The organism is Nocardioides cremeus (assembly GCF_030518195.1).
Lineage (GTDB): Bacteria > Actinomycetota > Actinomycetes > Propionibacteriales > Nocardioidaceae > Nocardioides > Nocardioides cremeus.
In genome coordinates this window covers 20241-46030 of the sequence record NZ_JAULSC010000004.1, presented here as the reverse complement: position 1 = coordinate 46030, position 25790 = coordinate 20241, and the positions used below count along the sequence as shown (strand labels likewise).

The following is a 25790-nucleotide window of genomic DNA, read 5'->3' as shown; positions in this document are numbered from 1 at the left end:
CTCATCGGAAGTCGATGAGCAGCATCGAGGTGTCGTCGTCGCCGACCGAGGGCCAGGGTGCCTTGGTGACCTCGTCCTCGACGCGGGGGATGCTGCCGGTGGTGACGGTCCAGGGCGGGTCGGACTGCTGGGTGTCGGCAATGTCGCCGCTGCCGCCGATGTCGCCGCTGCCGCCGATGCCGCCGACGTCGTGGCCGGGGCGCCGCCCGGTCTCGCGCACCGGGGCCGGGGCGACCTGGGGCCGGACCCGGGCCCGGAAGCAGGAGGTCAGGTAGGGCAGCTGCATGCCGTCCATGCCACGGCCGTAGTCGTCGTAGAGCGCCAGCACGTCGGCGAGCAGCCGCTCGCGCTCGGGCGCGTCGAGGGTGGAGACGCTCGACAGCGAGCCGACGTAGTCGAGGATCGACTCGCGGTCGAGGACCTGCCAGTGCTTGGAGGTGTGCTCCTCGGCGTCGTCGAAGAGCTCGCTGTCGGCCAGCGGCCGGGTCAGCTCCTCGAGCGGGTGCTCGGGGCCCAGGATGCGACCGAGCTTGCGCACCCACGGGATCCGCACGTCGCGCTGGTGCCAGACCAGGGACAGGTGGCCGCCGGGCTTGAGGACGCGGGCGATCTCGGGCAGCGCCCGGTCGTGGTCGAACCAGTGGAAGGACTGTGCGGCGACCACGACGTCGTACCCGCGGTCGGCGGCCGGCAGCTCTTCGGCGCCCGCGACGCTGGTGCGCACCCCGGGCAGCCGCTCGCGCAGCACCGCCAGCATCCGCTCGTCGGGGTCGGTGGCGTGCACGAGGTGTCCCAGGCCCACCAGCTGCTCGGTGAGGCGGCCCGTGCCGGCGCCCAGCTCGAGCACCGTCAGGCCGCCGCGCTGCTCCCCGCCGCCCAGCCAGGCCGCGACGTCTCGCGGGTAGGTCGGCCGGCCCCGGTCGTAGGCCGACGCCACCTGCCCGAAGGAGCGCGCGTGCGGGAGGAGGTCACTCATCGGGTCGAGCGTATCGGCTGGATACCCTCGACGCCGTGACCACCGATCCGTTGTCCTGGCTGGTGTCGCTCGAGGGTGTGCCCAGCGGCCTGGCCGCCGCCCGCGACGGCATCGACGTCGTGCTGCGCGACCGCGGGCTGCGGCGCACCAGCCCCGAGACCACGGGCGAGTCGCTGCTGCGCGGGGCGCACGCCAGCGCGACGCTCGAGGGCTCGACCTCGACGCTGGCGCAGGTGCGCGCCGGCGAGGGCGACGCCATCGCGCAGGACGCCCTGCGCGTGTCGACCGAGCTGCTCTCCCTGGTGCCCACCCTGGGCCGTTCGCCCCTCCAGGCGCTGGCCCGGCTGCACGCCCTGGCGTCCGCCACCAGCCTGCCCGCCGAGCAGCGGGGCCGGCCCCGCGACGCGGAGTCGGCCGGGCGGCTGCGCGACCTCGCCGACCTGATCACCTCCAGCGCCGGGTCGCCCGGCCTGCTCGTCGCGGCCGTGGTGCACGCCGACCTCGCCACCGCCGCGCCGTTCGCCTCCCACAACGGCCTGGTCGCCCGGGCCGCCGAGCGCCTCGTGCTCGTCGCGCGCGGCGTCGATGAGAAGTCGCTCGTGGTGCCCGAGGCCGGCCACCTGGCGCTGCGCGAGGCCTACGAGTCCAACCTGCGCGGCTACGCCACCGGCGGCGACGCCGGCGTGCACTCCTGGCTGCTCTACGCCACCGAGGCGTACGCCGCCGCGGCCGAGGCGTCGCCGTTGCGGCGGCCTGCGGAGGGCTGAGACTCCCTGGGCTGATGGCCTCGGCCGGTCTGTCCCATCGGCGACTGGTGTCTCGACACGCGCGTCGCGCCCTCGCGAGCTCGGGCGCGGCGCTTGCTCGACCCTTGCCAGGTCCGGCGCCCCGCCGGCGAACGCCGGCGGGGCGCCGGCTGGCAAGCAGATGGCCCCGGGAGCAGTGCTCCGCGGGGCCATCGCTGACACGTGTCCTGGCTGGCTACCAAGCGTGCACTCAATAAGCTGTCTCGGAAGTGTTCCGTCGACAAGCGCCCTGTAGGAAGGGTAGGTCGCCGCGTGGGTACCCCTGGTCACGTGTACGTCTGTTGAGTTGGTACCCCCTTGTGTACGCCGATGTGAGCCACGACACAAGGGGTCCGCATGAAAATGCAGCCCGGCCCGGGCGGTTTCCCCGGGTACCCGGGGACACCGTTCGAGTGACCCGCCAGGCACCTGGAAGGGGGCGGGGGAGGACCCTGAGGGGTCAGTCGACCCGGCGCCGGCCGGCCCAGACGACGCCGCCCACGGCCACCGCGCCGCCCACGGCGAGGGCCGCCAGGGTCGGGCGCACCCGCACCCGCCCGCGCAGCGCCACCGGGCGCATGAAGACCAGCACCGGCCACTCCCGCTCGATGGCGGTGCGGCGCAGCTCCTTGTCGGGGTTGACCACGAACGGGTGCCCGACGGCCTCGAGCATCGGCACGTCGGTGATCGAGTCGCTGTAGGCGTAGCAGGCGTCGAGGTCGTAGCCACGACGCTCGGCCAGCTCGAGGATCTCCACGGCCTTCTGCTCGGCGTAGACGTAGGTCTCGATCTCGCCCGTGTAGCAGCCGTCCTCGACCTCCATCCGGGTCGCCACGACGGTGTCGGCGCCGAGCAGCTCGCCGATCGGCTCGACGACCTCGGTGCCGGAGGCGGAGACGATCACGATGTCGCGCCCCGCGGCCCGGTGCTCCTCGATGAGCGCGACGGCCTCGTCGTAGACGATCGGGTCGACGACGTGGTGCAGGGTCTCGGCGACGATCTCGTTGACGGTGGCGACGTCCCAGCCCTTGCACAGCTGGGACATGAACTGGCGCAGCTTCTCCATCTGGTCGTGGTCGGCGCCGCCGACGAGGTAGAGGAACTGCGCGTACGCCGAGCGCAGCACGGCGCGCCGGGAGATCAGGCCGCCGGCCTGGAAGGGCTTGCTGAAGGCCAGCGTGCTCGACTTGGCGATGATCGTCTTGTCGAGGTCGAAGAAAGCCGCGGAGGCGGTCATGGGTCGAGCCTAGGGGCTCGCGCCACCCGGCCGGGACCCGCCGGGGCTCCCGCGGCGCGGCACGGGCCACCTGGTCCGCACAGGTCGGCCCGGGAGCGACGCCCTCCACAGCCCCGCCCGGTACGCCGCTCCACACGGCGTACGACGGGCAGCGTGGCGCCATGAGCCCTCTGCGCAGCACCTCCTCGACGACCGGCGCCGGACCGACCGGGGGCCCGCCGGCGGCCCCGTCCGCGGGGCCCGAGCCCGACCCGGCCCTGCTGGTCACCCGCGACCCCGACCTGCTCGACGAGGTGGGGCGCCTGGCGGCCGCGGCGGGGGCAGCGCTGGCCACCACGGGCGAGCCGGCCCAGGCGCTGCGGCGCTGGTCGAGGGCGCCGCTGGTGCTGCTCGGCGCCGACCTGGCCGGCGAGATGGCCGTGCTGGGCCCTCCGCGCCGGGCGCGCGTGCACGTGGTCAGCAGCCGGGTGGTGCCCGACGACCTGTTCCGCCTCGCGCTGGCCGTCGGGGCCGCCGACGTCTCCGACCTGCCGGGGTCGGCCGGCTGGCTCACCGAGCTGCTCACCGACCTCGGCGAGGCCCGGGTGCGACCGGCGCGGGTGGTCGGCGTGGTGGGCGGGTCGGGCGGCGCCGGCGCGACCACGCTGGCCTGCGCGCTGGGCCAGCGGGCCGCCGCACGCGGCCCCACGCTGGTGGTCGACGCCGATCCGGCCGGGCCCGGGCTCGACCGGGTGCTGGGGCTCGACGGGCGCGACGGGGTACGTTGGGACTCGCTGGGCCGCACCACCGGCCGGCTCAGCGCCCGCTCGCTGCGCGACGCGGTGCCGCGCGACCGCGACCTGGGAGTGCTGACCTGGCCGCCCGGGGTCGCCGACCAGCTGGCCCCCTTCGCGGCCCGCGAGGCGCTGTCGGCGGCGCGGCGCGGGCACGAGACGGTGGTGGTCGACCTGCCGCGGGTGCTCGGGCCGGTGGCCGAGGAGGTGGTCGCGCACTGCGACCTGGTCCTGGTCGTCGTGGTCCCGACGGTCCCCGGCCTGGCGTCCGCGGCCCGGGTCTGCGCCCGGCTCAGCGACCCCGGCCGCACCCGATTGGTGGTGCGCGGGAGCGCCGACCCGACGCTCGTGCGCCGGGCCGTGGGAGCGCCGGTGCTGGCCACGATGGGCGACCAGCGCGGCCTCCACGAGGCGGTCGACCTGGGCCGGGGCCCGGCCAGGTCGCCCCGCGGCGTGCTGGCGCGCACCGCCGCGGGGCTCCTCGACCGGCTCGAGGTCCTCGGGGAGGCGGCGTGACCCGGGTGCCCGCGACGGCCGCGCCCGCCGCGGAGGCCGACCTGGTCGAGGCGGTCCGGGCCGACCTGGCCCGCGAGCCGGGCCCGCTGACCCCGCACCGCGTCGCCACCGCCCTGCGCGCCGCCGGCCGCCCCGTCGGCGACACCACGGTGCTGGCCGTCCACGAGGCGTTGCGCCGCGACGTGCTGGGCGCCGGCCCGCTCGAGCCGCTGCTGCGCCGCCCCGGCGTCACCGACGTGCTGGTCAACGGGCCCGCCCAGGTGGTGCTCGACCGCGGCCGGGGCCTCGAGCCGACCGGTGTGGTGTTCCCCGACGACGACGCTGTGCGCCGCCTGGCCCAACGGCTGGCGGCCGCCGCCGGGCGACGCCTCGACGACGCCACGCCGTACGCCGACGTGCGGCTGCCCGACGGCACCCGCCTGCACGCGGTGCTCGCGCCCGTGGCGCGCCCGGGCACCTCCATCTCGCTCCGGGTGCCGCCGACCCGCGCCATCCGGGTCGACGACCTGGTCGCCGAGGGCACCCTGCCGGCCGCCGGGGCCCGGCTGCTGCGGGCCGTCGTGGCCTCGCGGTGCGCGTTCCTGGTCACCGGCGGCACCGGCAGCGGCAAGACCACGCTCCTGGCCGGGCTGCTCGGCCTGGTCGACCCCGCCGAGCGGCTGGTGCTCGTCGAGGACTCCTCCGAGCTGCGCCCCGACCACCCGCACGTGGTGGGCCTCGAGGGCCGGCCCGCCAACATCGAGGGCGCCGGGGCCGTCGACGTGCGCACCCTGGTGCGCCAGGCGCTGCGGATGCGTCCCGACCGGCTGGTGGTCGGCGAGGTGCGCGGCGCCGAGGTCGTCGACCTGCTCGCCGCGCTCAACACCGGCCACGAGGGTGGCTGCGGCACCCTGCACGCCAACTCCGCCGCCGACGTGCCGGCCCGGGTCGAGGCGCTGGCGCTGGCGGCCGGGCTCGACCGGGCCGCCACCCACAGCCAGCTGGCCTCGGGCGTGCACCTGGTGCTGCACCTGGCCCGCGGTCCCGACGGCGTACGCCGGATCCGCGAGGTCGCCGTGCCCGAGCGCGGCCCCGACGGGCTGGTGCGGATGCTGACCGCGGCCCGCCTCGACACCGGCCGGGTGCAGGACGGCCCGGGCGCCGAGCGGCTCTCCGCGCTGCTCGACCGGGCGCCGGCGTGGTGAGCCCGGCGGGCGTGCTGGCCGCGGTCTCGGTCGCGGCGGCGGTGGCCCTGCTGCTGCGCCCCGAGCCGCAGGTGCCCGGAGGTTGGGGCGTCGGGCGCCGGGGAGCGCTCACCCTCGCGACCGGCCTGCTCGTGCTGCTGGCTGTGGGCCGCCTCGCAGGTGTCGGAGGTGTCGCGGGAACGGGTGGAGCGCTCGGCGTGGGGCTGGTGCGGCTGCTGGTGCCGGGCCTGGTGGTGCTGGCCGCGGCGTGGGCCCTGCTGGGCCTGCACCGACGCCGCCGGCGCGACGTACAGGCCCAGGAGCGCTCGGAGCGGGTGCGCGAGACCTGCGAGGCGCTGGCAGCCGAGCTCGCCGCCGGCCGCCCACCGGGGGCGGCGCTCGACCGCGCCGCCGACGACTGGCCGCTGCTGGCGCCGGTCGCCGAGGCGCAGCGGGTCGGTGCCGACGTGCCGGCGGCCTGGCGCGCCGCCTCGACGGTCGCCGGGGCGGGCGACCTGAGACTGGTCGCGGCGGCCTGGCAGGTCGCCCACCGGACGGGTCACGGGCTCTCGCACGCGGTGGCCCGCGTGGCGGCCGACCTGCGCCGGGCCCGCGGCACCCGGCGGATCGTGGCCGGCGAGCTGGCCTCGGCGCGCGCGACCGCCCGGCTCGTCGCCGTGCTGCCGGTCGCGGCGCTGCTGATGGGCTCGGGGGCGGGCGGCGACCCGGTGGCGTTCCTGCTCGGCCACCCGGTCGGCCTAGCCTGCCTGGCCGGCGGGGTCGCGCTCGCCGTGGCCGGCCTGGCCTGGATCGAGGCACTGGCCCGCGAGGCCGGACGCCAGGCATGAGGCCCAGGTGAGCGCCTGGCAGTCGGCGCTGGTGGCTCTGCTGGCTGCGGGCGCGCTCGCCCTGGCGGTGCCGCCGAGCCGCGGTCGGGCCCCCCGCCCGACCGAGGGTCCCGCTCGGGCCGGGCCGGCGGGCGACGAGGGATGGATGCGACGGCACCGGCTGCTGCTGGCCGGCTGTGCCGCCGCGGTCGGCCCGACGGTCCTGGGTGGCGGCACCGGGGCCGTGGCCGGGCCGGTGCTCGCGGCCGTGGTGTGGGTCCTGGTCGGTCGCTCGGAGCCGCCTGCCGTTCGCCGCCGGCGCGAGCAGGTGCGCCGGGACCTGCCCCACCTGGTCGGGCTGCTGGCCGTGGCGCTGCGCTCCGGCACGGCCCCCGCCGAGGCGGTCACCGTCGCGTGCGCGGCGCTGCCGGGCCCCGCGGCGGAGCACCTGGGTGCGCTGACCTCGAGGCTGGGCCTGGGCGTCGACCCCGGCGTCGTGTGGCGCGACGTCGCCCAGGACCCGCTGCTGGCCCCGCTGGGGCGGGCGCTGGCCCGGGCCCACACCAGCGGGTCCTCGGTCGTCGAGGCCGTCGAGGACCTCGCCGACGCCCTGGCCCGCGAGTCGCGCGCCGATGCCGAGGACCTGGCCCGCTCGGTGGGCGTGCGGGCCGCGGTGCCGCTGGGCGTGTGCCTGCTGCCGGCCTTCGTGCTGGTCGGCATCGTGCCGCTGGCGGCGGGTCTGATGCGCACGCTGCTGTGAGGCGGTCCGGTGGGCCACGGCCTCTCCACAGGAGACCCCTCCCGCCCGCCGTCCCACACGCCGCTCCCGACGGGCCCCGCCCCCGGCCCCGCCCGCGCAGGCTCGACCCACCGGCCGCGACCACGCGGCCCCGACGAGGAGGAGCACCCGTGCACCGACACCACCAGAGGCACCCCGACCAGACGAGCCCCGACCGGACGCGCTCCGGCCGACTCCGCCACCGCAGTGCCGCCGTCCGCGGCCAGGACGGCATCACCACCGCGGAGTACGCGGTCGGCACCGCGGCCGGCGCGGGCCTGGCGGGCCTGCTCTACACGATGCTCACCGGCGGGTTCGGCGACCAGCTGCTGACCACGTTGTTCGACCACGTGCTCGGCCTGCTGGGCATCGGGTGAGCCGCGGGTCGCGCCGCCGGCGCCCGCCCCGCGTCCCGGCGGCGCGACCCGAGCGCGGTGCGGTGACCGCGGAGCTGGCGATGGTGCTGCCGCTGCTGCTCGCGGTCGTGGTCGCGATGACGTGGCTGCTCAGCGTCGGGCTGGCCCAGGTCCGCACCGTCGACGCGGCCCGCGAGGCGGCCCGGACCCTGGCCCGCGGCGACGACGAGTCCCGAGCGGTGGACCTGGCGTCCCGGGTGGCCCCCGCCGGCAGCCGGGTCACGGTCGCCCGCACCGACGGCACCGTCGTGGTCACCGTGGCCGGCACCGTCACCGGCCCCGGCGGGCTGCTCGGCTCGCTGCCCGGTGCCGAGGTGTCGGCCACCGCGACCGCCCTGGAGGAGCAGCTGCCATGACTCCGTCTCGCCGCACCGGCCCCGCCGGCGGTCCGGGGCCGGCCGCGCGTGGTTCCCGGGGAGCGGCCACCGTGCTCGGGGTCGCCATGGCCGGGCTGCTCCTGCTGCTCGGGGTGGCCCTGGCAGAGCTGACCGCGGTGGTGGTGGCGCACCGGCGCGCGCAGGCCGCCGCCGACCTGGCCGCCCTGGCCGGTGCGGGCGCACCCGCCGAGCCGTGCGCAGCAGCCGAGCGGGTCGCCCTGGCCAACGGTGCGCGGCTGGCCGCCTGCACGCCCGAGGGGCCTCGGGCCGGGGTGCTGGTCACCGTGCGGGTCGACGGCCCGCCCGGGCTCGACCGGGTCCTGGTGATCGAGGGGCACGCCCGCGCCGGACCGGCCCCCTGAGCGCAGGGCCCGAGCGACGTCGCCGGCGGTGACCCGCAGCTCCGGCGGCTACGCCTCCGCGTCGGCGTGCGGCGTCGCCCCGGCGAGCAGCACCTCGAGCAGCCGGGCCGCTCCGGCCTTGTCGAGCGGGTTGTTCTGGTTGCCGCACTTGGGCGACTGGATGCACGAGGGGCAGCCCGTCTCGCACTCGCAGGAGACGATCGCCTCGCGGGTCGCGGTGAGCCAGGCGTGGGCGGTGCGGTAGCCCCGCTCCGCGAAGCCGGCACCGCCCGGGTGGCCGTCGTGCACGAAGACGGTGAGCACGCCGGTGTCGGGGTGGCGGGCGGTGGAGACGCCGCCGATGTCCCACCGGTCGCAGGTAGCGAAGAGCGGCAGCAGCCCGATGGAGCAGTGCTCGGCCGCGTGCGCGGCGCCGGGCAGGTCGCCCGGGTCGATCCCGCTGTCGGCGAGGACGTCGTCGGGCACGCTCCACCAGACCGCGGTGGTGCGCAGGGTGCGCTCGGGCAGGTCGAGCGGCTCCTCGCCGACCACCTCGCCGCCGGGCTGGCGGCGCAGCAGGTAGGAGACCACCTGGTGGCTCACGGCCACCTCGCCCACCGAGAGCCGGCACCGGCCCCAGGCGGTGTGCTCGCGCTCGGCGACGATGCTGATGTCGGTGACCTCGCGGGCCGAGGTGGTGTGGTCGGGCTCGGCGCGCTCGATGACGGCCACCGACTCCTCGAGGTCCAGCGAGGTGACGAGGTAGGTCTCGCCCCGGTGCAGGTAGACCGCGCCGGGGTGGGCGGTGCCGTGGGCGCTGCCCGCGTCGACGGTGCCCACCACCCGCCCGGTGCCGGCCTCGACGAGCTGCACCGGCCGCCCGCCCGCCGACCTGATGTCGGCCAGGTCGGCGGCGCGACGACGGTCGGTCCAGAACCAGCCGTGCGAGCGCCGGCGCAGCAGCCCCGCGGCCACCAGCTGGTCGACCACGCCCCTCGCGGTGGGCCCGAAGAGCGGCAGGTCGGCCTCGGTCAGCGCCTGTTCCTGCGCCGCGGCGCACAGGTGCGGGCCCAGCACGTAGGGGTTCGACTCGTCGAAGACGCTCGCCTCGACCGGGCGCCCGAAGAGCGCCTCGGGGTGGTGCACCAGGTAGGTGTCGAGGGGGTCGTCGCGCGCCACCAGCACCGCCGCCGCGTCGCGGGCGCCCCGCCCGGCGCGACCGACCTGCTGCCACAGTGCGGCCCGGGTGCCGGGGAAGCCGGCCATCAGCACCGCGTCGAGGCCGCTGACGTCGATGCCGAGCTCGAGGGCGTTGGTGGCGGCCAGCCCGAGCAGGTCGCCGGCGCGCAGCTGCTGCTCGATCGCGCGCCGCTCCTCGGGCAGGTAGCCGCCGCGGTACGACGCGACCCGCCCGGCCAGTGCCGGGTCGACCTCCTCCAGGAGCCCGGCCGCGGTCATCGCCACCTGCTCGGCTCCGCGCCGCGAGCGCACGAAGGCCAGGGTGCGCACCCCCTCGACGACCAGGTCGGTCAGCAGGTCGGCGGTCTCCGACGACGCGGCGCGACGCACGGGCGCGCCGTTCTCGCCGGCGTACGACGTCAGCGGCGGCTCCCACAGCCCGAGCGCGACCGACCCGCGCGGTGAGGCGTCGTCGGTGACGGCGTGCACGGGCAGGCCGGTCAGCCGCCCTGCGGCCGTGGCCGGCTCGGCGACCGTCGCGGAGGCCAGCACGAAGGTCGGCGAGGAGCCGTGCGCGGCGCAGACCCGCCGCAGCCGGCGCAGCACCTGCGCCACGTGGGCGCCGAACACGCCGCGGTAGTGGTGGCACTCGTCGACGACCACGTAGCGCAGCGTGCGCCAGAAGTGGTGCCAGTGCTCGTGGCCGGGCAGCAGGCTGCGGTGCAGCATGTCGGGGTTGGTCAGCACGTACTCGGCGTGGTCGCGGGCCCAGTCGCGCTGGTCGCGTCCCGAGTCGCCGTCGTGGGTGGTCACCCGCAGCCCGAGCTCGAGGCCGCGCAGCGACGCCAGCTGGTCCTGGGCCAGCGCCTTGGTCGGCGACAGGTAGAGCGTCGTGGCGCCGCGCTGGCCGCGCCGGCCGCGGGCACCCAGAAGGGTGGTCAGGGCCGGCAGCTGGAAGGCCAGCGACTTGCCCGAGGCGGTGCCGGTCGAGACCACGACGTGCCGGCCGGCGTACGCCGCCTCCGCGGCCTCGACCTGGTGCTCCCACGGTTGCGACACGCCGCGCCGCCCGAGGGCCGCGACGACCTCGGGGTCGGCCCAGCCCGGCCACGGCGCCGGGCGCCCCGCCCGGGCCGGGAGCCGCTCCAGGTGCGTCAGGCGGCCCGCCCGCGAGGGCAGCGAGGCCAGCCGCTCCACCGCGTCGCTGACGCTGTCGCGCGCCCCGTCACCGGGGCGGGCGACGGCGGGGTCGGGGGAGTGGACGGGCACGCTCCGATGGTCCCAAACGCCGCCGACACCGCGCCGGGCGACGTGGTCGTGGGCGGGGTCGGGGCGTCGTCGGGGGCGTGGGGTGCACGACACGATGTGGGACCGGCTCTTTGCAGTGGTGTGCGCCTGGCTGGCCTACGTGGTTTCATATGCCTGATCCATTGCTCGGGACCCATGCGTCCCGCCGCCTCCGGGCACCTCACCGCAGCTGACAGGGAGAACGACGTGGACCTCACCCTCGCGACACGCGATGCCGATGGCAAGACCATCGTTGCGGTCGGCGGGGAGATCGACGTCTACACCGCCCCCAAGCTGCGCGACAAGATCACCGAGCTGGTCGCGGCCGGCGTCTACGACATCGTCGTCGACATGGAGGCCGTCGAGTTCCTCGACTCCACCGGGCTCGGTGTGCTGGTCGGCGGGCTGAAGAAGGTCCGCGCCCACGACGGGTCCCTGCAGCTGGTCTGCACCCAGGACCGGTTGCTGAAGATCTTCCGCATCACCGGCCTGGCGAAGGTGTTCGTGATCCACGACTCCGCCGACGCCGCGCTCGCCGCCGGCTGAGCGACCCCTCCCGCCGCGCGACCACGCCGTCAGGCGCGCCGCCGTACGCCCCGCGTACAGGGCGTCGAAGCCGACACGCTGTGGCGCGGGTCACATCGGCGTGCCCTCGGGGGGTCGGATCTGCGTAGAGTCTGCCTCGTTCCGTGAGACCTGGGTCACATGTGGTGACCAGGCCCCGCACGACCGAGTCGCAGGAGGCAGCAGATGACGGGGTTCGTTCCCGCTGTCGTGTCCGTCACCGGTGGGGACCTCGTCCTGGTCATCGTCGTCGCACTGATCGCGCTCGGCGCGCTCGCGATGGCAGCGATGTTCAGGCAAGAGGTCCTCGCCGCCGCTGAGGGCACCGACAACATGAAGACCATCGCCCGAGCGGTCCAGGAAGGAGCCACCGCCTACCTGACCCGCCAGTTCCGCACCCTCGCCATCTTCGCGGGCATCGCGTTCTTCGCGCTGCTGCTGCTGCCGGCCAACGACGCCGTGGTGCGGATCTTCCGCTCCGTGGCCTTCCTGGGCGGCGCCGGCTTCTCCGCGGCCGTGGGCTACCTCGGCATGAACCTCGCGGTGCAGGCCAACCTGCGCGTGGCCGCGGCGGCGGAGTCGCAGGGCCGCGACCCCGCGATGCACATCGGCTTCCGCACCGGCGCCACCGTGGGCATGCTGACGGTCGGCCTGGGCCTGCTGGGCGCGAGCCTCGTGGTGATCTTCTTCCAGGACGACGCACCCAAGGTGCTCGAGGGCTTCGGCTTCGGTGCCGCGCTGCTGGCGATGTTCATGAGGGTCGGCGGCGGCATCTTCACTAAGGCCGCCGACGTGGGCGCCGACCTGGTCGGCAAGGTCGAGAACAACATCCCCGAGGACGACCCTCGCAACGCCGCCACCATCGCCGACAACGTCGGTGACAACGTCGGCGACTGCGCCGGCATGGCCGCCGACCTCTTCGAGTCCTACGCCGTCACCCTGGTCGCGGCGCTGATCCTCGGCTCGCAGGCCTTCGGCGACAAGGGCCTGGTCTACCCGCTGCTGATCCCCGCCATCGGCGCCCTGACCGCGGTGGCCGGCGTCTACCTGTGCCAGCCGCGGGCCGGCGAGAGCGGCCTGACGACCATCAACCGCGCCTTCTACATCTCGGCCGCCATCGGCGCCGTCGGCTCGGTGCTGCTGTCCTTCGTCTACCTGCCCGGCGAGTGGTCCGAGCTCGGCGTCGGGGTGGAGGCCGCGGTGAGCCCGCCGGTCTTCGCCTCGCTGTCGGTGGTGATCGGCATCGTGCTGGCCGCCGCCATCCTCTCGTTGACCGGCTACTACACCGGCACCGAGCACCGCCCGGTCCAGGACGTCGGCAAGACCTCCCTGACCGGCGCCGCGACCGTGATCCTCTCCGGCCTGGCCGTCGGCTTCGAGTCGGCTGTCTACACCGCCTTCGTCATCGGCGCGGCCGTCTTCGGTGCCGCGCTGATCGGCGGCGAGGTGGCGCTGTTCGCCGTCGCGCTGGCCGGCTGCGGCCTGCTCACCACCGTCGGCGTCATCGTCGCGATGGACACCTTCGGCCCGGTCTCCGACAACGCCCAGGGCATCGCGGAGATGTCCGGCGACGTCAGCCCGGAGGGCGCGCAGATCCTCACCGAGCTCGACGCGGTCGGCAACACCACCAAGGCCATCACCAAGGGCATCGCGATCGCCACGGCCGTGCTGGCCGCCAGCGCACTGTTCGCGTCGTACACGCAGGACGCCTTCGAGAAGTTCACCGAGGTCGCCAGCGAGGCCGACATAGCGCCGTTCTACGAGGGCTTCTGGGTCTTCGACGCCAAGGTCCTCGTCGGTGCTCTCCTCGGCGCCGGCGTGGTCTTCCTCTTCTCGGGCCTGGCGATCAACGCCGTGGGTCGGGCGGCGGGCGCAGTGGTCTACGAGGTGCGCCGCCAGTTCCGCGAGATCCCCGGGATCATGGAGGGCACCGGTCGCCCGGAGTACGGCAAGGTCGTCGACATCGTGACGCGTGACTCGCTGCGCGAGCTGGCGACGCCGGGCATCCTGGCGATCCTGGCGCCGATCGCGGTCGGCTTCGGCCTCGGGGTGGCGCCGCTGGCCGGTTTCCTGGCCGGTGCGATCGCCACCGGCACCCTGATGGCGGTCTTCCTGGCCAACGCCGGTGGGGCCTGGGACAACGCCAAGAAGCTGGTCGAGGACGGCCACCACGGTGGCAAGGGCTCGCCGGCCCACGAGGCGACGGTCATCGGCGACACCGTCGGCGACCCGTTCAAGGACACCGCCGGCCCGGCCATCAACCCGCTGCTGAAGGTGATGAACCTGGTCTCGCTGCTGATCGTGGCCGCCATCGTCGAGATGTCCTACGGCGAGGGTGAGAACGACGTGGTGCGGATCCTGATCGCACTGGTCGCGACCGCGGTGATCGCGGGCGCGGTCTACGTCTCCAAGCAGCGCTCGACGGTCATCGGTGACGACCAGCCGGCCCCGGCCGGTCCGTCGTCGGGCTCGCCCGGCTCGTCCGGCTCGACCGGGCCGTCCACGGCCTGAGGTGACAGTGCGAGGCCCCCGTCCGGACTCCGGGCGGGGGCCTCGTGCTGTGTGGGCTGACCTGAGCCGCACCGGGCTGTGCGGGGCTGTGCGGGGCTGTACGGGGTCAGCGACGCTTCCGGCCGAGCACCCGCACGACGACCTTCCTGGCCTTCGACGCCTCGGTGGTCGCCGAGCCGAGGTAGCGGACCCGCAGGACGTGCTTGCCCCGCCCGAGCTTGGTGACGCGGACCTTCTTGGTGCCGGTCGCGACCTTGAAGGTCCGCAGGCGCTTGGTGCCCTCGTCGATGCGGACCTTGCCGTCGGGGCTCGCGGCGCCGGCGTCGACGGTGATCCGCAGCACCGCGGCCCGGCCCTGGCGGATCTTCTTCCTGGCCGCCTTCGCGGTCGTGCTCGTGGCCACCCGCGCGACTGGGAGGCCGGCGGTGGTGAAGCTGCCCGGGGCGTAGGCGGGGCGGGTCGCGGTCACCCGCAGCGAGAGGTCGCGCCCGAGGTCGGCGAGCGTGACGACGTACGACGCCTGGGTGGCGCCCGTGATCGGCCCGCCGTCGCGCAGCCACTGGTAGCCGAACGCGGGCGTCTCGCCGGTGCCCCAGGTGCCGGGCGTGGCGGTGAGGGTCTGGCCCAGGGCGGGCGTGCCGCTCACGCGGGGCTGGAGGGTGGCGACGATGGCGTCGCCCACGGTGGTGGTGAGCGCGTTGCTGTCGACCGTGGCGCTGGTCCAGCCCTCCTTGGTGCCGGTCACGGCCACGCTGATCGATCGACCCAGGTCGGCGGGTGCCAGCAGGTGGCTCGCGGCGCTGGCGCCGGTGATCGGTGCACCGTCGCGCAGCCACTGGTAGGTCTGCTCGACGTCGTCGGTGTTCCAGGCCGGGTCGGCGACGGTGAGTGTCTTCCCGACCTTGGGGGTGCCCGAGAGTGCGGGCTGCGAGCTCGCACCGAGCTCCTGGGCCGGGGCCGCGGGGATGGGCAGGTAGTCGGTCAGCACGCTGACCAGGGGCAGCCCGACGAGCACGCCGGTGACCTTGGCGTGGATGGTGGTGCCGGCCTGGGCGAGGGTGGGCACGAAGGTCTGGCCGGTCGCGCCCGGGATCGCCACGTTGTCAGAGAACCACTGGTAGCCCGTGGTGACGCCCGGCAGGCTCCACACGGGGTCCAGCACCTGCAGCAGCGACCCGACGCCGGGGATGCCGGTCAGCCGAGGCGGCTGGGTCGCCTCGAGCGGATCGGGGGTCTCCGCGCCACCGCCACCGCCGCTCCCGCCGTCGGTGGTGAGGACCCGGACGACGTCGGTGAACGCGTCGACGGGCAGCAGGCCGAGCACCCTGCCGGTCACCACGGCCTGCAGGTTGCTGCCCACGTCGTCGGGGGTCGGCAGGTAGGAGCCGCCGGTGGCGCCGGGGATCGCGACGCCGTCGCGCAGCCACTGCACCGACTCGGTGACGGTGAGCAAGCCCAGCACGTCCGAGAAGTCCCAGGTCGGGCGCTGCAGGTCGAGCAGGGTGCCGGGGGCGGCGACGCCGTCGAGGTGTCCCAGGATGCGTGCTGGGTCGAGGATCTCCAGCACGCCGCCGAGGCCTGCCTCGGTGGTGTTGCCGGCCGTGGCAGCGGAGGCGGCGACCGCCGTGGGTGCGGCGGTGGCCGGCGCGCTGGCCAGGCCGCTGCTGGAGGCGACGACGGCGGACGCCAGGGTCGTGGTCAGTGCGGCGCCGAGGGCGCGTCGGGCTCGGTACATGTGGGTTCCCTCCCCATGGTGGTCCGCGCCCCGGGCTCCCGACCGGTCGCGGAGGTGTCCTGGGCAAGGTAAAGCGCCCTGACTAGCCTCGTCCTGAGAATCCGCAAGGTGTGCCCGATCGGCAGCGGTCACTAGGCTCGCGCGGGTGAGCGACCTCCCCCATCTCCTGCGTGACGCCCTGGTCCGTGCCGACTTCACCTACGACGCCGTGGCCGAGCTGCTCGGGCCCCGCGCCCACGACGCGCTCGCACGCAACGAGACGACCCCGGCGCTGCGTCGTACGGCGCAGGCGGGCGGGTCGCCGCTGGCCACGCTGGTGCGCCTCTTCCTGCTCCAGGTGCCCGTCGGGGCCGGCGAGGCCGAGGCGGCGCTGCCGGGGCTGGTGGAGCGGATGTGCGTCGAGGGCCTGCTCGAGCAGTCGGTCGGCGAGGTCGCGGCCCGCCTCGACGTGCGGCCCTACGCCACCGAGCACGCCGGGCCCGCGGGCGTCGGCGGGGTGGTCACCGAGCACCTGTGGGTGGTCTCCGACCTGACCCCGGGCCTCGACGGCGCGCCGCAGCGGGTCGGCGCCGACCACGTGCTGGGCATCAGCCCGGCCTCGACGTCGCTGGCCCAGCTGACCCGGCGCGAGCCGGTCGGGCGCGCGCTCGACCTCGGCACCGGCTGCGGCGTCCAGGCGCTGCACCTGGCCCGGCACAGCGACGCCGTCGTCGCCACCGACGTCAACGCCCGGGCGCTGCGCCTGACCCGCTTCAACGCCCAGCTCAACGACGTCGCCGAGCGCGTCGACGTGCGCGACGGGTCGTTCTTCGAGCCCGTCGAGGGCGAGCGCTTCGACCTGATCGCCACCAACCCGCCGTTCGTGATCTCGCCGGCCACCGGCGAGCGGCTGGTCTACCGCGACTCCGGGCTGCCGGGCGACCGGGTCGTCGAGGACATCGTGCGCACCGCCCCCGACCACCTGGCCCCCGGCGGCTGGTGCCAGGTGCTGGCCAACTGGGTGATCAGCGAGGACCAGCCGTGGGACGAGCGCCTCGGCGCGTGGCTGCGCGACGACGTCGACGCGCTGGTGGTCCAGCGCGAGGTGCTCGACCCGGCGTCGTACGTCGAGCTGTGGCTCAAGGACTCCGGCCACCACCCCTCGACGGGCTCGGTCACCGCGGCCGGCACCGCCGACTACCGGCGCCGCTACGAGACCTGGCTGTCGTGGATGGAGGAGCAGCGCATCGAGGCCGTCGGCTTCGGCTGGGTCAACCTGCACCTGCGCGAGGACCGCGCGCCCGCGCCGGCGCACGAGCTCCTGTCGTGGCCCTACGAGGTCGAGCAGCCGATCGCGCCGGCGATCTCGGCGTGGGGCGCCGCCGCGCGCCTTGAGGTCGGCCCGGAGGACCGCCTGGTCACCCGCCCCGACGTGCAGCAGGAGACGCAGGGCGCGCCGGGCGCCGAGGACCCCGAGACCATCGTGCTGCGCCAGCAGACCGGGCTGCGCCGCGCCCGCCCAGCCGACACGGTCGTGGCCGCCCTGGTCGGCGCCTGCGACGGCGACCTCGAGGTCGGCCAGATCCTCGACGCGCTGGCCGAGCTGCTCGACCTCGACCCCGCCGCCACCCGCGAGGACTACCTGCCGGTGGTGCGCGAGCTGGTGCGCGAGGGCTACCTCACCCTCGCCGAGCGCTGACCCGGGTCAGGCGGCGTCGCGGGCGGCCCAGGCCCGGTCGCGCAGGTGCAGCAAGCGGGCGCGGGTGGCGCCGGTGAGCAGGTCGGGGTGGCCCAGGTCGAGCAGGTCGGGCACCCCGAGCGGGCGGTGGTGCAGCGAGGCGAGGTGGCGGAAGCCGACGAGTCCCGCGCGCACCGTGCCGCCGTACGCCGACGGGGCGCTGCGCAGGTCGAGGTGGTCCTTGAGCGTGCCGACCCGCAACCCGCCCACGGGGTGCAGCAGCCCGTTGGCCCTGGCGACGGCCCAGGCGAGGCCGCCGGCGCAGGCGGCCGCGCTGCTGGCGCGGCTGACGGCCTCGGGCTCGAGGCGCCACAGGGTGAGCAGGGCGGTGCGCAGCGCGGTGGCGACCTCGGTGTCGAAGCAGCGCCCGGCCACCGAGTCGAGCAGCTCGGCGACCGCCTCGACCCGCTGGCGATCGGCCCGGCTGGGGTAGTCGTCGGGCAGGTCGGGCGCGTCGCCCAGGGGCTCGGCGTCGAGGCCGGCCAGCGCGCTCTCGCCGCCGACCCGGTCGGCGAGCCAGTCGAGCACGTGCTGCCAGCGCGGTGTCGGCGGTGGCGGGGGCGGCTGCCGCTCCTCGCGGTCGCGGCGGGCCGCGAAGCCCGCCCACGACGTGCCCGCCACCGGCCCGGTGGTGTGCGAGACCAGGCGGCCGTCGAGGAAGACGAGCTCGGTGAGCCGGTCGTCGACCGGGCCGCCCCGACGCGCCGCCTCCCCCCAGGACTCGTCGAAGCGGGGCTCGTCGAAGCGGGGCTCCTCGAACCGGGGGTCGTCGAACCAGGGCTCGTCGAGGTAGCGGTCGTCGTAGCGGGGACGCCGGCGCGGGGCGCCGTACAGGTCGGTCACAGGGGTCTCCTCGAGGTCGCGACGGGCGGTGGACGGACGAGGCTGGCACGTCGGCGGCCGCGTCGAGCCGCTCCTCCACAGGCCCCGCGGTCCGAGCCGCCGACAGGGCCGCTGACCTGCGCAAAGCGTCCGCGGCCACGCCGCAGCAGCGGCGTACGACGCTGTACGCGCTACCGTGACGGCCGGCGGGACCCTCACGGGTCGCCCCTCGGCCAGCACGGGGGGACACCGCATGGGAGCACCGCCGCTCCTCCCCACACTCTCGAAGGAATGACACACGCAGTGGCACACAAGTTGGTGATCGTCGAGTCCCCGGCGAAGGCCCGCACCATCGGCGGGTACCTCGGCCAGGGCTACGTCGTCGAGTCCTCCATCGGCCACATCCGCGACCTCCCGCAGTCGGCCGCGGACACCCCGGCCAAGATCAAGGACAAGCCGTGGGGCCGCCTGGCCGTCGACGTCGACAACGGCTTCGAGCCCTACTACGTGGTGCCGCGCGACAAGAAGAGCCACATCACCAAGCTCAAGGGCCTGCTCAAGGACGCCGACGAGCTCTACCTGGCCACCGATGAGGACCGCGAGGGCGAGGCCATCGCCTGGCACCTCCTCGACGAGCTGAAGCCGAAGAACATCCCGGTGCACCGGATGGTCTTCCACGAGATCACCAAGTCCGCGATCCAGGCTGCCGTCGACAACCCGCGCCAGATCAACGACGACCTCGTCGAGGCCCAGGAGGCGCGCCGCATCCTCGACCGCCTCTACGGCTACGAGGTCTCCCCGGTGCTGTGGAAGAAGGTCATGTCGGGCCTGTCGGCCGGGCGCGTGCAGTCGGTGGCCACCCGCCTGGTCGTCGACAAGGAACGCGACCGGATGGCCTTCAAGATCGCCTCCTACTGGGACCTCGAGGGCACCTTCGACGCCGGCTCCAAGCACGACCAGCGGATGTTCCCGGCGAAGGTCTACTCCGTCGACGAGCGTCGCGTGGCGCGCGGCTCCGACTTCACCTCCGAGGGCGTGCTCAAGTCGTCCGCCGAGGGCAAGGTCGTCCACCTCGACCGCACCCGCGCCGAGGCGCTGGTCGCCGGGCTCGGCGAGACCACCTTCGACGTGCGCTCGGTGGAGTCCAAGCCCTACCGCCGCTCGCCGTACGCGCCGTTCCGCACCACGACGCTGCAGCAGGAGGCCAGCCGCAAGCTCGGCATGGGCGCCAGCGTGACCATGTCGGTCGCGCAGCGCCTCTACGAGAACGGCTTCATCACCTACATGCGTACCGACTCCACGACCCTGTCGGGCACCGCGGTCAACGCGGCCCGCGCCCAGGTCCAGGAGCTGTACGGCGCGGAGTACCTGCCCGACGCCCCGCGGACCTACGCCTCGAAGGTCAAGAACGCCCAGGAGGCGCACGAGGCGATCCGCCCCGCCGGCGAGACCTTCCGCACCCCCGCCCAGACCGGGCTCAAGGGCGAGCAGTTCCGCCTCTACGAGCTGATCTGGATGCGCACCGTCGCCTCGCAGATGAAGGACGCCGTCGGCCAGTCGGTGACCATCCGCCTCGGCGGCGCCGCGTCGACCGGCGAGGACGTCGTCTTCTCGGCCAGCGGTCGCGTCATCACCTTCCACGGCTTCCTCAAGGCCTACGTCGAGGGCACCGACCACGGTGCGGCCTCCGACGACCAGGAGACCCGCCTGCCGCAGCTCGCCCAGGGCGACGCGGTCTCGGCGGCCTCGATCAGCGCCAACGGCCACGAGACCAAGCCGCCGGCGCGCTACACCGAGGCCACGCTGATCAAGGAGCTCGAGGAGCGCGAGATCGGCCGCCCCTCGACGTACGCCTCGATCATCGGCACGATCCTCAACCGCGGCTACGTCTACAAGAAGGGCACCGCGCTGGTGCCGGCCTGGCTGGCGTTCTCGGTGATCCGGCTGCTCGAGGAGCACTTCCCGCGCCAGATCTCCTACGAGTTCACCGCGCAGATGGAGGACGTGCTCGACGAGATCGCCGCCGGGCGCAAGCAGCGCAACACCGAGCTCGGCGAGTTCTACTACGGCACCGAGGAGCTCGACGGGCTGAAGAAGCTCGTCGACGAGCTCGGCGACATCGATGCCCGCGAGCTGGCGACCTTCCCGGTCGGTGGCCCCGACTCGGGGGTCAACCTGCGGGTGGGCCGCTACGGCCCCTACCTCGAGGGCCCCGACGACGAGGGCAACCCGGTCGGCAAGCGCGCCAACGTGCCCGACGACCTGCCGCCCGACGAGCTGACGCTCGAGAAGGCCAAGGAGCTCTTCGCCAACCCCGCCGGCGAGGAGATCGAGCTGGGCGCGCACCCCGAGACCGGGCTGCGGGTGGTGGCCAAGAACGGCCGCTTCGGCCCCTACGTCACCGAGGACCTGCCCGAGGACGCCAAGAAGAGCGCCAAGCCCCGCACCGGCTCGCTCTTCAAGTCGATGTCGCTCGACACGATCACCCTCGACGACGCCGTCAAGCTGCTCTCGCTGCCCCGTGTGGTCGGCGAGGACCCCGAGACCGGCGACGAGATCACCGCCCAGAACGGCCGCTACGGGCCGTACCTGAAGAAGGGCACCGACTCGCGCTCGCTGACCAGCGAGGACCAGCTCTTCACGGTCACCCTCGAGGAGGCCCTGAAGATCTACTCCCAGCCCAAGCAGCGCGGGCGGGCCGCCGCGGCCCCGCCGCTCAAGGAGCTGGGCAACGACCCGGTCTCCGGGCAGCCGGTCGTGGTGAAGTCGGGCCGCTTCGGCGAGTACGTCACCGACGGCGAGTACAACGCCACCCTGCGCAAGGACGACACGGTCGAGGACCTCACCCTCGAGCGCGCCGCCGAGCTGCTCGAGGAGCGTCGCGCCCGCGGTCCGGCCAAGAAGGGCGCCAAGAAGGCCCCTGCCAAGAAGTCGGCAGCCAAGAAGACGACGGCCAAGAAGACCGCCACGAAGAAGACGGCCGCCAAGAAGACGACGAAGAAGGCCGCGGCCAAGAAGTCCTGAGGCCCCGGCCCGTAGGCCGCCCGCTCGCCCGCCGCGAGCCGGGCGGCGTACGTCGTCGGGGCCAGTGTCGGGGCTGGTGTCGGGGGCCGGTCCGGGGGCTGGTGTCGGCGGGCCTGCCTAGCCTGGCCCCATGCCCATGCCCATGCCCCCGCCCACCGCTGCCGAGCGCCTGCTCGAGGTGCGCCGGATCTACCACGAGCCCGACATCGGGCGGTGGCCGCGCGCGCAGCAGGTGCTGGAGCGCTTCCCCGACGCGGAGCGGGTCGAGGTGGCCTCCCACCAGGACATCCCCGGGCTCTACGGCAACCCCGGCGGGGTGGAGCGGTGGGTGCGCACCAAGCGCGAGGTGCTGGTGCTGGGGGAGAAGCGGAGCCTGCAGGCGCGGCCCAACGGCCGCTCGGCCGACTTCATCGCCCCGTCCACCAGCAACGGCTGCGCGATGGCCTGCAGCTACTGCTACGTGCCGCGGCGCAAGGGCTTCGCCAACCCGATCACGGTCTTCGTCAACATCGAGCGGATCGCGGGCTACCTCGCCCGCCACGCGGCGCGGCAGGGGCCCAAGACCGAGCCCAACCAGTGCGACCCCGTCGACTGGGTCTACGACCTGGGCGAGAACGGCGACTGCTCGGCCGACGCGCTGGTCTCCGACAACGTGCGCGACCTGGTCGACCTCTTCGGCGACCTGCGCGGGGCCAAGGCCAGCTTCGCCACCAAGCTGGTCAACCGCGACCTGCTCGACTGGGACCCGCGCGGCGGCACCCGGGTGCGGTTCTCGCTGATGCCCGAGCCGCTGGCGCACCGGCTCGACCTGCGCACCTCGCGCATCGCCGAGCGGATCGCTGCGGTCGACGACTTCGTCGAGGCCGGCTACGAGGTGCACCTCAACTTCAGCCCGGTGGTGGTGCACGAGCAGTGGCTGGAGCAGTGGGCCGAGCTGTTCGACCAGGTCGACGACGTGCTGGGGGAGCGGGCCAAGGCCCAGCTGGCCTGCGAGATCATCTTCCTGACCCACAACGAGCCGCTGCACGAGGTCAACCTGGGCTGGCACCCGCGCGGCGAGGAGCTGCTGTGGCGCCCGGACCTCCAGGAGCCCAAGACCAGCCACTCGGGGCAGGCCAACGTGCGCTACCGCGCCGCCTGGAAGGCCCGCTGGCGCGACCAGCTCACCGACCTGCTGGCCGAGCGGATGCCCTACTGCCGGGTCCGCTACGCCTTCTGAGGCGCACGCGTGCGCAGCGGCTGTGGACCGGTGCTGGCCGGTGTCGGTGCCCCCACGTAGGTTCGGGGCCGTGACATCGCCCGGCACCTACACCCAGCGCGGCGTCTTCGTGTGCTTCGAGGGCGGCGAGGGCTCCGGCAAGTCGACCCAGTCGCGGCTGCTGCGCGCCTGGCTCGAGGAGCAGGGCCACCGCGTGGTGCTGACCTTCGAGCCGGGGGACACCCCCGTCGGTCGCCGGCTGCGTGAGATCGTGCTCGCGCCTGAGACCGGGGCGCTCGCCGACCGCACCGAGGCGCTGCTCTACGCCGCCGACAAGGCCGAGCACGTCGAGACGCTGGTGCTGCCGGCGCTCGAGCGCGGCGAGGTCGTGGTCACCGACCGCTACGTCGACTCCACGCTGGCCTACCAGGGCGCCGGTCGCAGACTGCCGGTCGCCGAGGTCGAGCAGGTGGCCCGCTGGGCGACCGGCGACCTGCGTCCGCACCTGACGGTCGTCCTCGACCTCGAGCCCGCCGCCGGCCTGGGCCGCTTCGAGGGCCGCGACCGCATCGAGGGCGAGTCGCTGGAGTTCCACCAGCGGGTGCGCGAGTCGTTCGTCGCGATGGCCGCCACCGACCCGGAGCACTACCTCGTGCTCGACGCCCGCGCCCCCGTCGAGGAGGTCGCGGCGGCCGTGCAGGCGCGGCTCGTCCCGCTGCTCGAGGCCCTGACCGCACCCCAGCAGGCCGACCCCCAGCAGGCCGACCAGGTGGCCCCGTGAGCACGCCCACCCACGAGGTGACCTCGACCGTCTGGGAGCGCCTGGTCGGCCAGCGCCCGGCGATCAAGGCGCTGCGCAAGGCCGCGTCGGGCCAGGGCATGAGCCACGCCTGGTTGTTCACCGGCCCGCCCGGCTCGGGCCGCTCCAACGCCGCGATCGCGTTCGCGGCCGCGCTGCAGTGCGAGAACGGCCCCGACCTGGTCGGCTGCGGGCACTGCCACGGCTGCCACACCACCCTGGTCGGCAGCCACGCCGACGTCGCCCTGGTCCGCACCGAGAAGCTCTCCATCGGTGTCGACGAGGTGCGCGACCTGGTGCGCAAGGCGTCCCTCTCGCCGGTGGGCTCGGGGCGCCAGATCCTCATCATCGAGGACGCCGACCGGCTCACCGAGCGGGCCTGGAACGCGCTGCTCAAGGCGATCGAGGAGCCGGGCGAGCGCACCGTGTGGATGCTCTGCGCCCCCACCCTCGAGGACGTGCTGCCCACCGTGGTCAGCCGCTGCCGGCTGGTCACGCTGACCACCCCGACCTCCCCCGACGTGGCCGCCTTCCTCTCCCGCACCCTCGGCGTGCCCGACGCGCTGGCGTCGTACGCCGCCCGCGCCAGCCAGGGCCACATCGGCCGGGCCCGGGCCCTGGCCACAGACGAGGCGACCCGCAACCGCCGGCGCGAGGTGGTGCTCTACCCGACGAAGCTGACGACGCTGGGCGCCTGCATGCAGGCCGCCGCCAACCTCGTCGAGGTCGCGAAGGAGGAGGCCGAGGCGATCACCGCCGAGCTCGACGCCCGCGAGAAGGTCGACCTCGACGCCTCCTACGGCGTGGTCGAGCGCGGCCGCCGCCCGCGGGAGTACGCACCGGCCCTCTCCGCGCTGGAGAAGGGTCAGAAGACCCGCGCCAAGCGGCGCGTCCTCGACGTGGTCGACCGCAGCCTGATGGACCTGGTCTCGGTCTACCGCGACGCGATCGCGGTCGCGGTCGGCGCCGCGGGCGCGCTGGTCAACGAGGAGATCCGGCCCGACGTCGAGGAGGTCGTGCGCACCTCCAGCCCCGAGCTCAACCTGCGCCGCATCGACGCGGTCTTCGAGGCGCGCGAGCAGATGCTGGAGTTCAACGTGCAGCCGGCCTTGGCGCTGGAGGCCATGATGGTCGCCCTGATAGTGCCCGAGGGGAGCGTTCGTTGAGGTCGATCAAGCAGGTCGTGGCGATCGTGGTCGTCCTGGCCATGGTCCTCAGCGCCCTCGGCCTGGCCCTGGCCCTGGTGCTGGGCGGCATGCTCGGCGGCGACGACGAGGCCCCGCAGCGGCAGCCGCGCACCGGCCCGGCGCTGAGCACCACCCCCTCCGGCGACGCCACCGAGCCGCCCGACCCCGCCCTGGCGCCCTTCTACGACCAGTCCCTCGACTGGCAGCCGTGCGAGGGCGACGCCGACCACGAGTGCACCGACCTGCAGGTGCCGCTCGACTACACCGACCCCGGTGGCGAGACGATCGAGATCGCGGTGCTGCGGGTGCCGGCGAGCGAGCCCGGGCAGCGCCTCGGGTCGCTGGTGGTCAACCCCGGCGGGCCCGGCGCCCCCGGCACGTCGTACGCCGCGGCCGGCGACGCGGTCTTCCGCGCACCGCTGCTGGCCCGCTACGACATCGTCGGCTTCGACCCCCGCGGCACCGGTGGCTCGGCGCCGGTCGACTGCCTCTCCGACGAGCAGCTGACCGAGTTCCTGGCCGCCGACCCCTCGCCCGACGAGCCGGCCGAGGTCGAGGCGCTGGTCGCCGACCTCGAGACGTTCTTCGACGGGTGCGTGGAGCGCTCCGGCGACCTGGCCGCCCACGTCAGCACGGTCGAGGCGGCCAAGGACATGGACGTGCTGCGCGCGGCGCTGGGCGAGAGCGGCCTGACCTACCTGGGCGCCTCCTACGGCACCAAGCTGGGCGCCACCTATGCCGAGCTCTTCCCCGACCGGGCCGACCGGCTCGTCCTCGACGGCGCCGTCGACGTCAGCCTCACCAGCCGCGAGCTCAACCTGGGCCAGGCGGCGGGCTTCGAGCGGGCGCTGCGTGCCTACGTGAGCGACTGCGTCGAGGGCGGTGACTGCTTCCTCGGCGAGAGCGTGCAGGAGGGCCTCGACCGCATCGTGGCCTTCCTCGAGGAGGTCGACCGCGAGCCGATCCCCGCCCCGGGTGGGCGCGAGCTCACCGTCGGCAGCGCCTTCTACGGGTTGATCACGCCGCTCTACGTCAGCGACTACTGGTTCCTGCTGAGCCAGGCGCTCGAGGCGGCCTTCGCCGGCGACGGCACCACGCTGATGCTGCTCGCCGACACCTACGCCTCGCGCACGCCCAGCGGCAACTACACCGACAACTCCTCCGAGGCGATCTACGCGATCAACTGCCTCGACGACCCGTCCTCGACCCCGGTCGAGGAGATCCCGGCGCAGGTGCCCGACTTCCTCGAGGCGTCCCCGACCCTGGGCGAGGTGTTCGCCTGGAGCCTGGTCGGCTGCCGCGGCCTCGAGGTCGAGCCCGACCCCTCCACCCGCCTCGGCGAGATCACCGCCGAGGGCGCGGCGCCGATCCTGGTCGTGGGCACCACCCGCGACCCGGCGACGCCCTACGAGTGGGCGCAGGCGCTGGCCGACCAGCTCGAGCCCGGGGTGCTGCTGACCCGCGAGGGCGACGGGCACACGGCGTACAACTCGGGCAACGCCTGCATCGACGAGGCGATCGAGGCCTTCCTCATCGAGGGCACCGTCCCCGACGACGGCACCACCTGCTGAGCCCGCT

General features: G+C 74.8%; 21 protein-coding genes. 16 read left to right on the top strand and 5 right to left on the bottom strand.

Going from position 1 to position 25790, the window contains the following annotated elements; all coding sequences use genetic code 11:
* Position 1: 1 nt before the first annotated feature.
* Complete coding sequence (locus QWJ41_RS05910) at positions 2-976, bottom strand: class I SAM-dependent methyltransferase (protein WP_302706432.1); 975 nt, start codon at positions 974-976, stop codon at positions 2-4.
* 35 nt (positions 977-1011) lie between these two features.
* Between QWJ41_RS05910 and QWJ41_RS05905 the strand changes: the two genes are divergently transcribed.
* Complete coding sequence (locus QWJ41_RS05905; RefSeq protein ID WP_302706430.1) at positions 1012-1743, top strand: Fic family protein; 732 nt, start codon at positions 1012-1014, stop codon at positions 1741-1743.
* A 478-nt stretch (positions 1744-2221) separates the two neighbouring features.
* Here the strand turns inward: QWJ41_RS05905 and QWJ41_RS05900 are convergent, their stop codons facing one another.
* Positions 2222-2998: an HAD family hydrolase gene (locus QWJ41_RS05900; protein WP_302706428.1), complete on the bottom strand. Its 777-nt coding sequence runs from the start codon at positions 2996-2998 to the stop codon at positions 2222-2224.
* 161 nt (positions 2999-3159) lie between these two features.
* Here QWJ41_RS05900 and ssd point away from each other — a divergent pair, with 161 nt between their 5' ends.
* From ssd to QWJ41_RS05865, 7 genes are all read left to right on the top strand, one after another.
* On the top strand, positions 3160-4287 hold the full coding sequence (gene ssd, locus QWJ41_RS05895) for a septum site-determining protein Ssd (RefSeq protein ID WP_302706427.1): 1128 nt from the start codon (positions 3160-3162) through the stop codon (positions 4285-4287).
* A complete protein-coding gene (locus QWJ41_RS05890; protein WP_302706426.1) occupies positions 4284-5471 on the top strand; it encodes a TadA family conjugal transfer-associated ATPase in 1188 nt (395 codons plus the stop codon). The genes ssd and QWJ41_RS05890 overlap by 4 nt, the downstream gene beginning before the upstream one ends.
* On the top strand, positions 5465-6298 hold the full coding sequence (locus QWJ41_RS05885) for a type II secretion system F family protein (RefSeq protein WP_302706425.1): 834 nt from the start codon (positions 5465-5467) through the stop codon (positions 6296-6298). The genes QWJ41_RS05890 and QWJ41_RS05885 overlap by 7 nt, the downstream gene beginning before the upstream one ends.
* A 7-nt stretch (positions 6299-6305) precedes the next feature.
* Positions 6306-7037 carry a type II secretion system F family protein gene (locus tag QWJ41_RS05880; RefSeq protein ID WP_302706423.1) on the top strand — a complete coding sequence of 244 codons (732 nt, stop codon included), beginning with the start codon at positions 6306-6308 and terminating at the stop codon, positions 7035-7037.
* A gap of 149 nt (positions 7038-7186) precedes the next feature.
* Positions 7187-7432, top strand: a complete 246-nt coding sequence (locus tag QWJ41_RS05875) for a DUF4244 domain-containing protein (protein ID WP_302706421.1) — start codon at positions 7187-7189, stop codon at positions 7430-7432.
* A 62-nt stretch (positions 7433-7494) separates the two neighbouring features.
* Complete coding sequence (locus tag QWJ41_RS05870) at positions 7495-7827, top strand: TadE family type IV pilus minor pilin (protein WP_302706419.1); 333 nt, start codon at positions 7495-7497, stop codon at positions 7825-7827.
* Complete coding sequence (locus QWJ41_RS05865; RefSeq protein ID WP_302706417.1) at positions 7824-8210, top strand: Rv3654c family TadE-like protein; 387 nt, start codon at positions 7824-7826, stop codon at positions 8208-8210. Before QWJ41_RS05870 ends, QWJ41_RS05865 begins: the two co-directional genes overlap by 4 nt.
* Positions 8211-8258: 48 nt before the next feature.
* Here the strand turns inward: QWJ41_RS05865 and QWJ41_RS05860 are convergent, their stop codons facing one another.
* Complete coding sequence (locus tag QWJ41_RS05860; protein ID WP_302706415.1) at positions 8259-10637, bottom strand: DEAD/DEAH box helicase; 2379 nt, start codon at positions 10635-10637, stop codon at positions 8259-8261.
* A gap of 225 nt (positions 10638-10862) precedes the next feature.
* Here QWJ41_RS05860 and QWJ41_RS05855 point away from each other — a divergent pair, with 225 nt between their 5' ends.
* Together QWJ41_RS05855 and QWJ41_RS05850 are read left to right on the top strand one after the other, a co-directional pair.
* Complete coding sequence (locus QWJ41_RS05855; protein WP_302706413.1) at positions 10863-11201, top strand: anti-sigma factor antagonist; 339 nt, start codon at positions 10863-10865, stop codon at positions 11199-11201.
* Between the two features lie 204 nt (positions 11202-11405).
* Positions 11406-13730, top strand: a complete 2325-nt coding sequence (locus QWJ41_RS05850) for a sodium-translocating pyrophosphatase (protein ID WP_302706412.1) — start codon at positions 11406-11408, stop codon at positions 13728-13730.
* 106 nt (positions 13731-13836) lie between these two features.
* Here the strand turns inward: QWJ41_RS05850 and QWJ41_RS05845 are convergent, their stop codons facing one another.
* Positions 13837-15465: an Ig-like domain repeat protein gene (locus QWJ41_RS05845; RefSeq protein WP_302706410.1), complete on the bottom strand. Its 1629-nt coding sequence runs from the start codon at positions 15463-15465 to the stop codon at positions 13837-13839.
* Between the two features lie 145 nt (positions 15466-15610).
* On the opposite strand from QWJ41_RS05845, the gene QWJ41_RS05840 reads away from it, so the two are divergent.
* On the top strand, positions 15611-17143 hold the full coding sequence (locus tag QWJ41_RS05840) for a DUF7059 domain-containing protein (protein WP_302706408.1): 1533 nt from the start codon (positions 15611-15613) through the stop codon (positions 17141-17143).
* A 6-nt stretch (positions 17144-17149) separates the two neighbouring features.
* On the opposite strand, the gene QWJ41_RS05835 is transcribed toward QWJ41_RS05840, so the two are convergent.
* Complete coding sequence (locus QWJ41_RS05835) at positions 17150-18025, bottom strand: hypothetical protein (protein WP_302706406.1); 876 nt, start codon at positions 18023-18025, stop codon at positions 17150-17152.
* 270 nt (positions 18026-18295) lie between these two features.
* On the opposite strand from QWJ41_RS05835, the gene topA reads away from it, so the two are divergent.
* The 5 genes from topA (at position 18296) to QWJ41_RS05810 (ending at position 25783) form a co-directional block, all read left to right on the top strand.
* On the top strand, positions 18296-21028 hold the full coding sequence (topA, locus tag QWJ41_RS05830) for a type I DNA topoisomerase (protein WP_302706404.1): 2733 nt from the start codon (positions 18296-18298) through the stop codon (positions 21026-21028).
* A 130-nt stretch (positions 21029-21158) separates the two neighbouring features.
* Entirely contained in the window at positions 21159-22247 is a 1089-nt protein-coding gene (locus QWJ41_RS05825) for a spore photoproduct lyase family protein (RefSeq protein WP_302706402.1), read from the top strand.
* A 70-nt stretch (positions 22248-22317) separates the two neighbouring features.
* A complete protein-coding gene (gene tmk, locus QWJ41_RS05820; protein WP_302706401.1) occupies positions 22318-23007 on the top strand; it encodes a dTMP kinase in 690 nt (229 codons plus the stop codon).
* On the top strand, positions 23004-24191 hold the full coding sequence (locus tag QWJ41_RS05815; protein WP_302706399.1) for a DNA polymerase III subunit delta': 1188 nt from the start codon (positions 23004-23006) through the stop codon (positions 24189-24191). The genes tmk and QWJ41_RS05815 overlap by 4 nt, the downstream gene beginning before the upstream one ends.
* On the top strand, positions 24188-25783 hold the full coding sequence (locus tag QWJ41_RS05810) for an alpha/beta hydrolase (RefSeq protein ID WP_302706397.1): 1596 nt from the start codon (positions 24188-24190) through the stop codon (positions 25781-25783). The genes QWJ41_RS05815 and QWJ41_RS05810 overlap by 4 nt, the downstream gene beginning before the upstream one ends.
* Positions 25784-25790 lie beyond the last annotated feature (7 nt).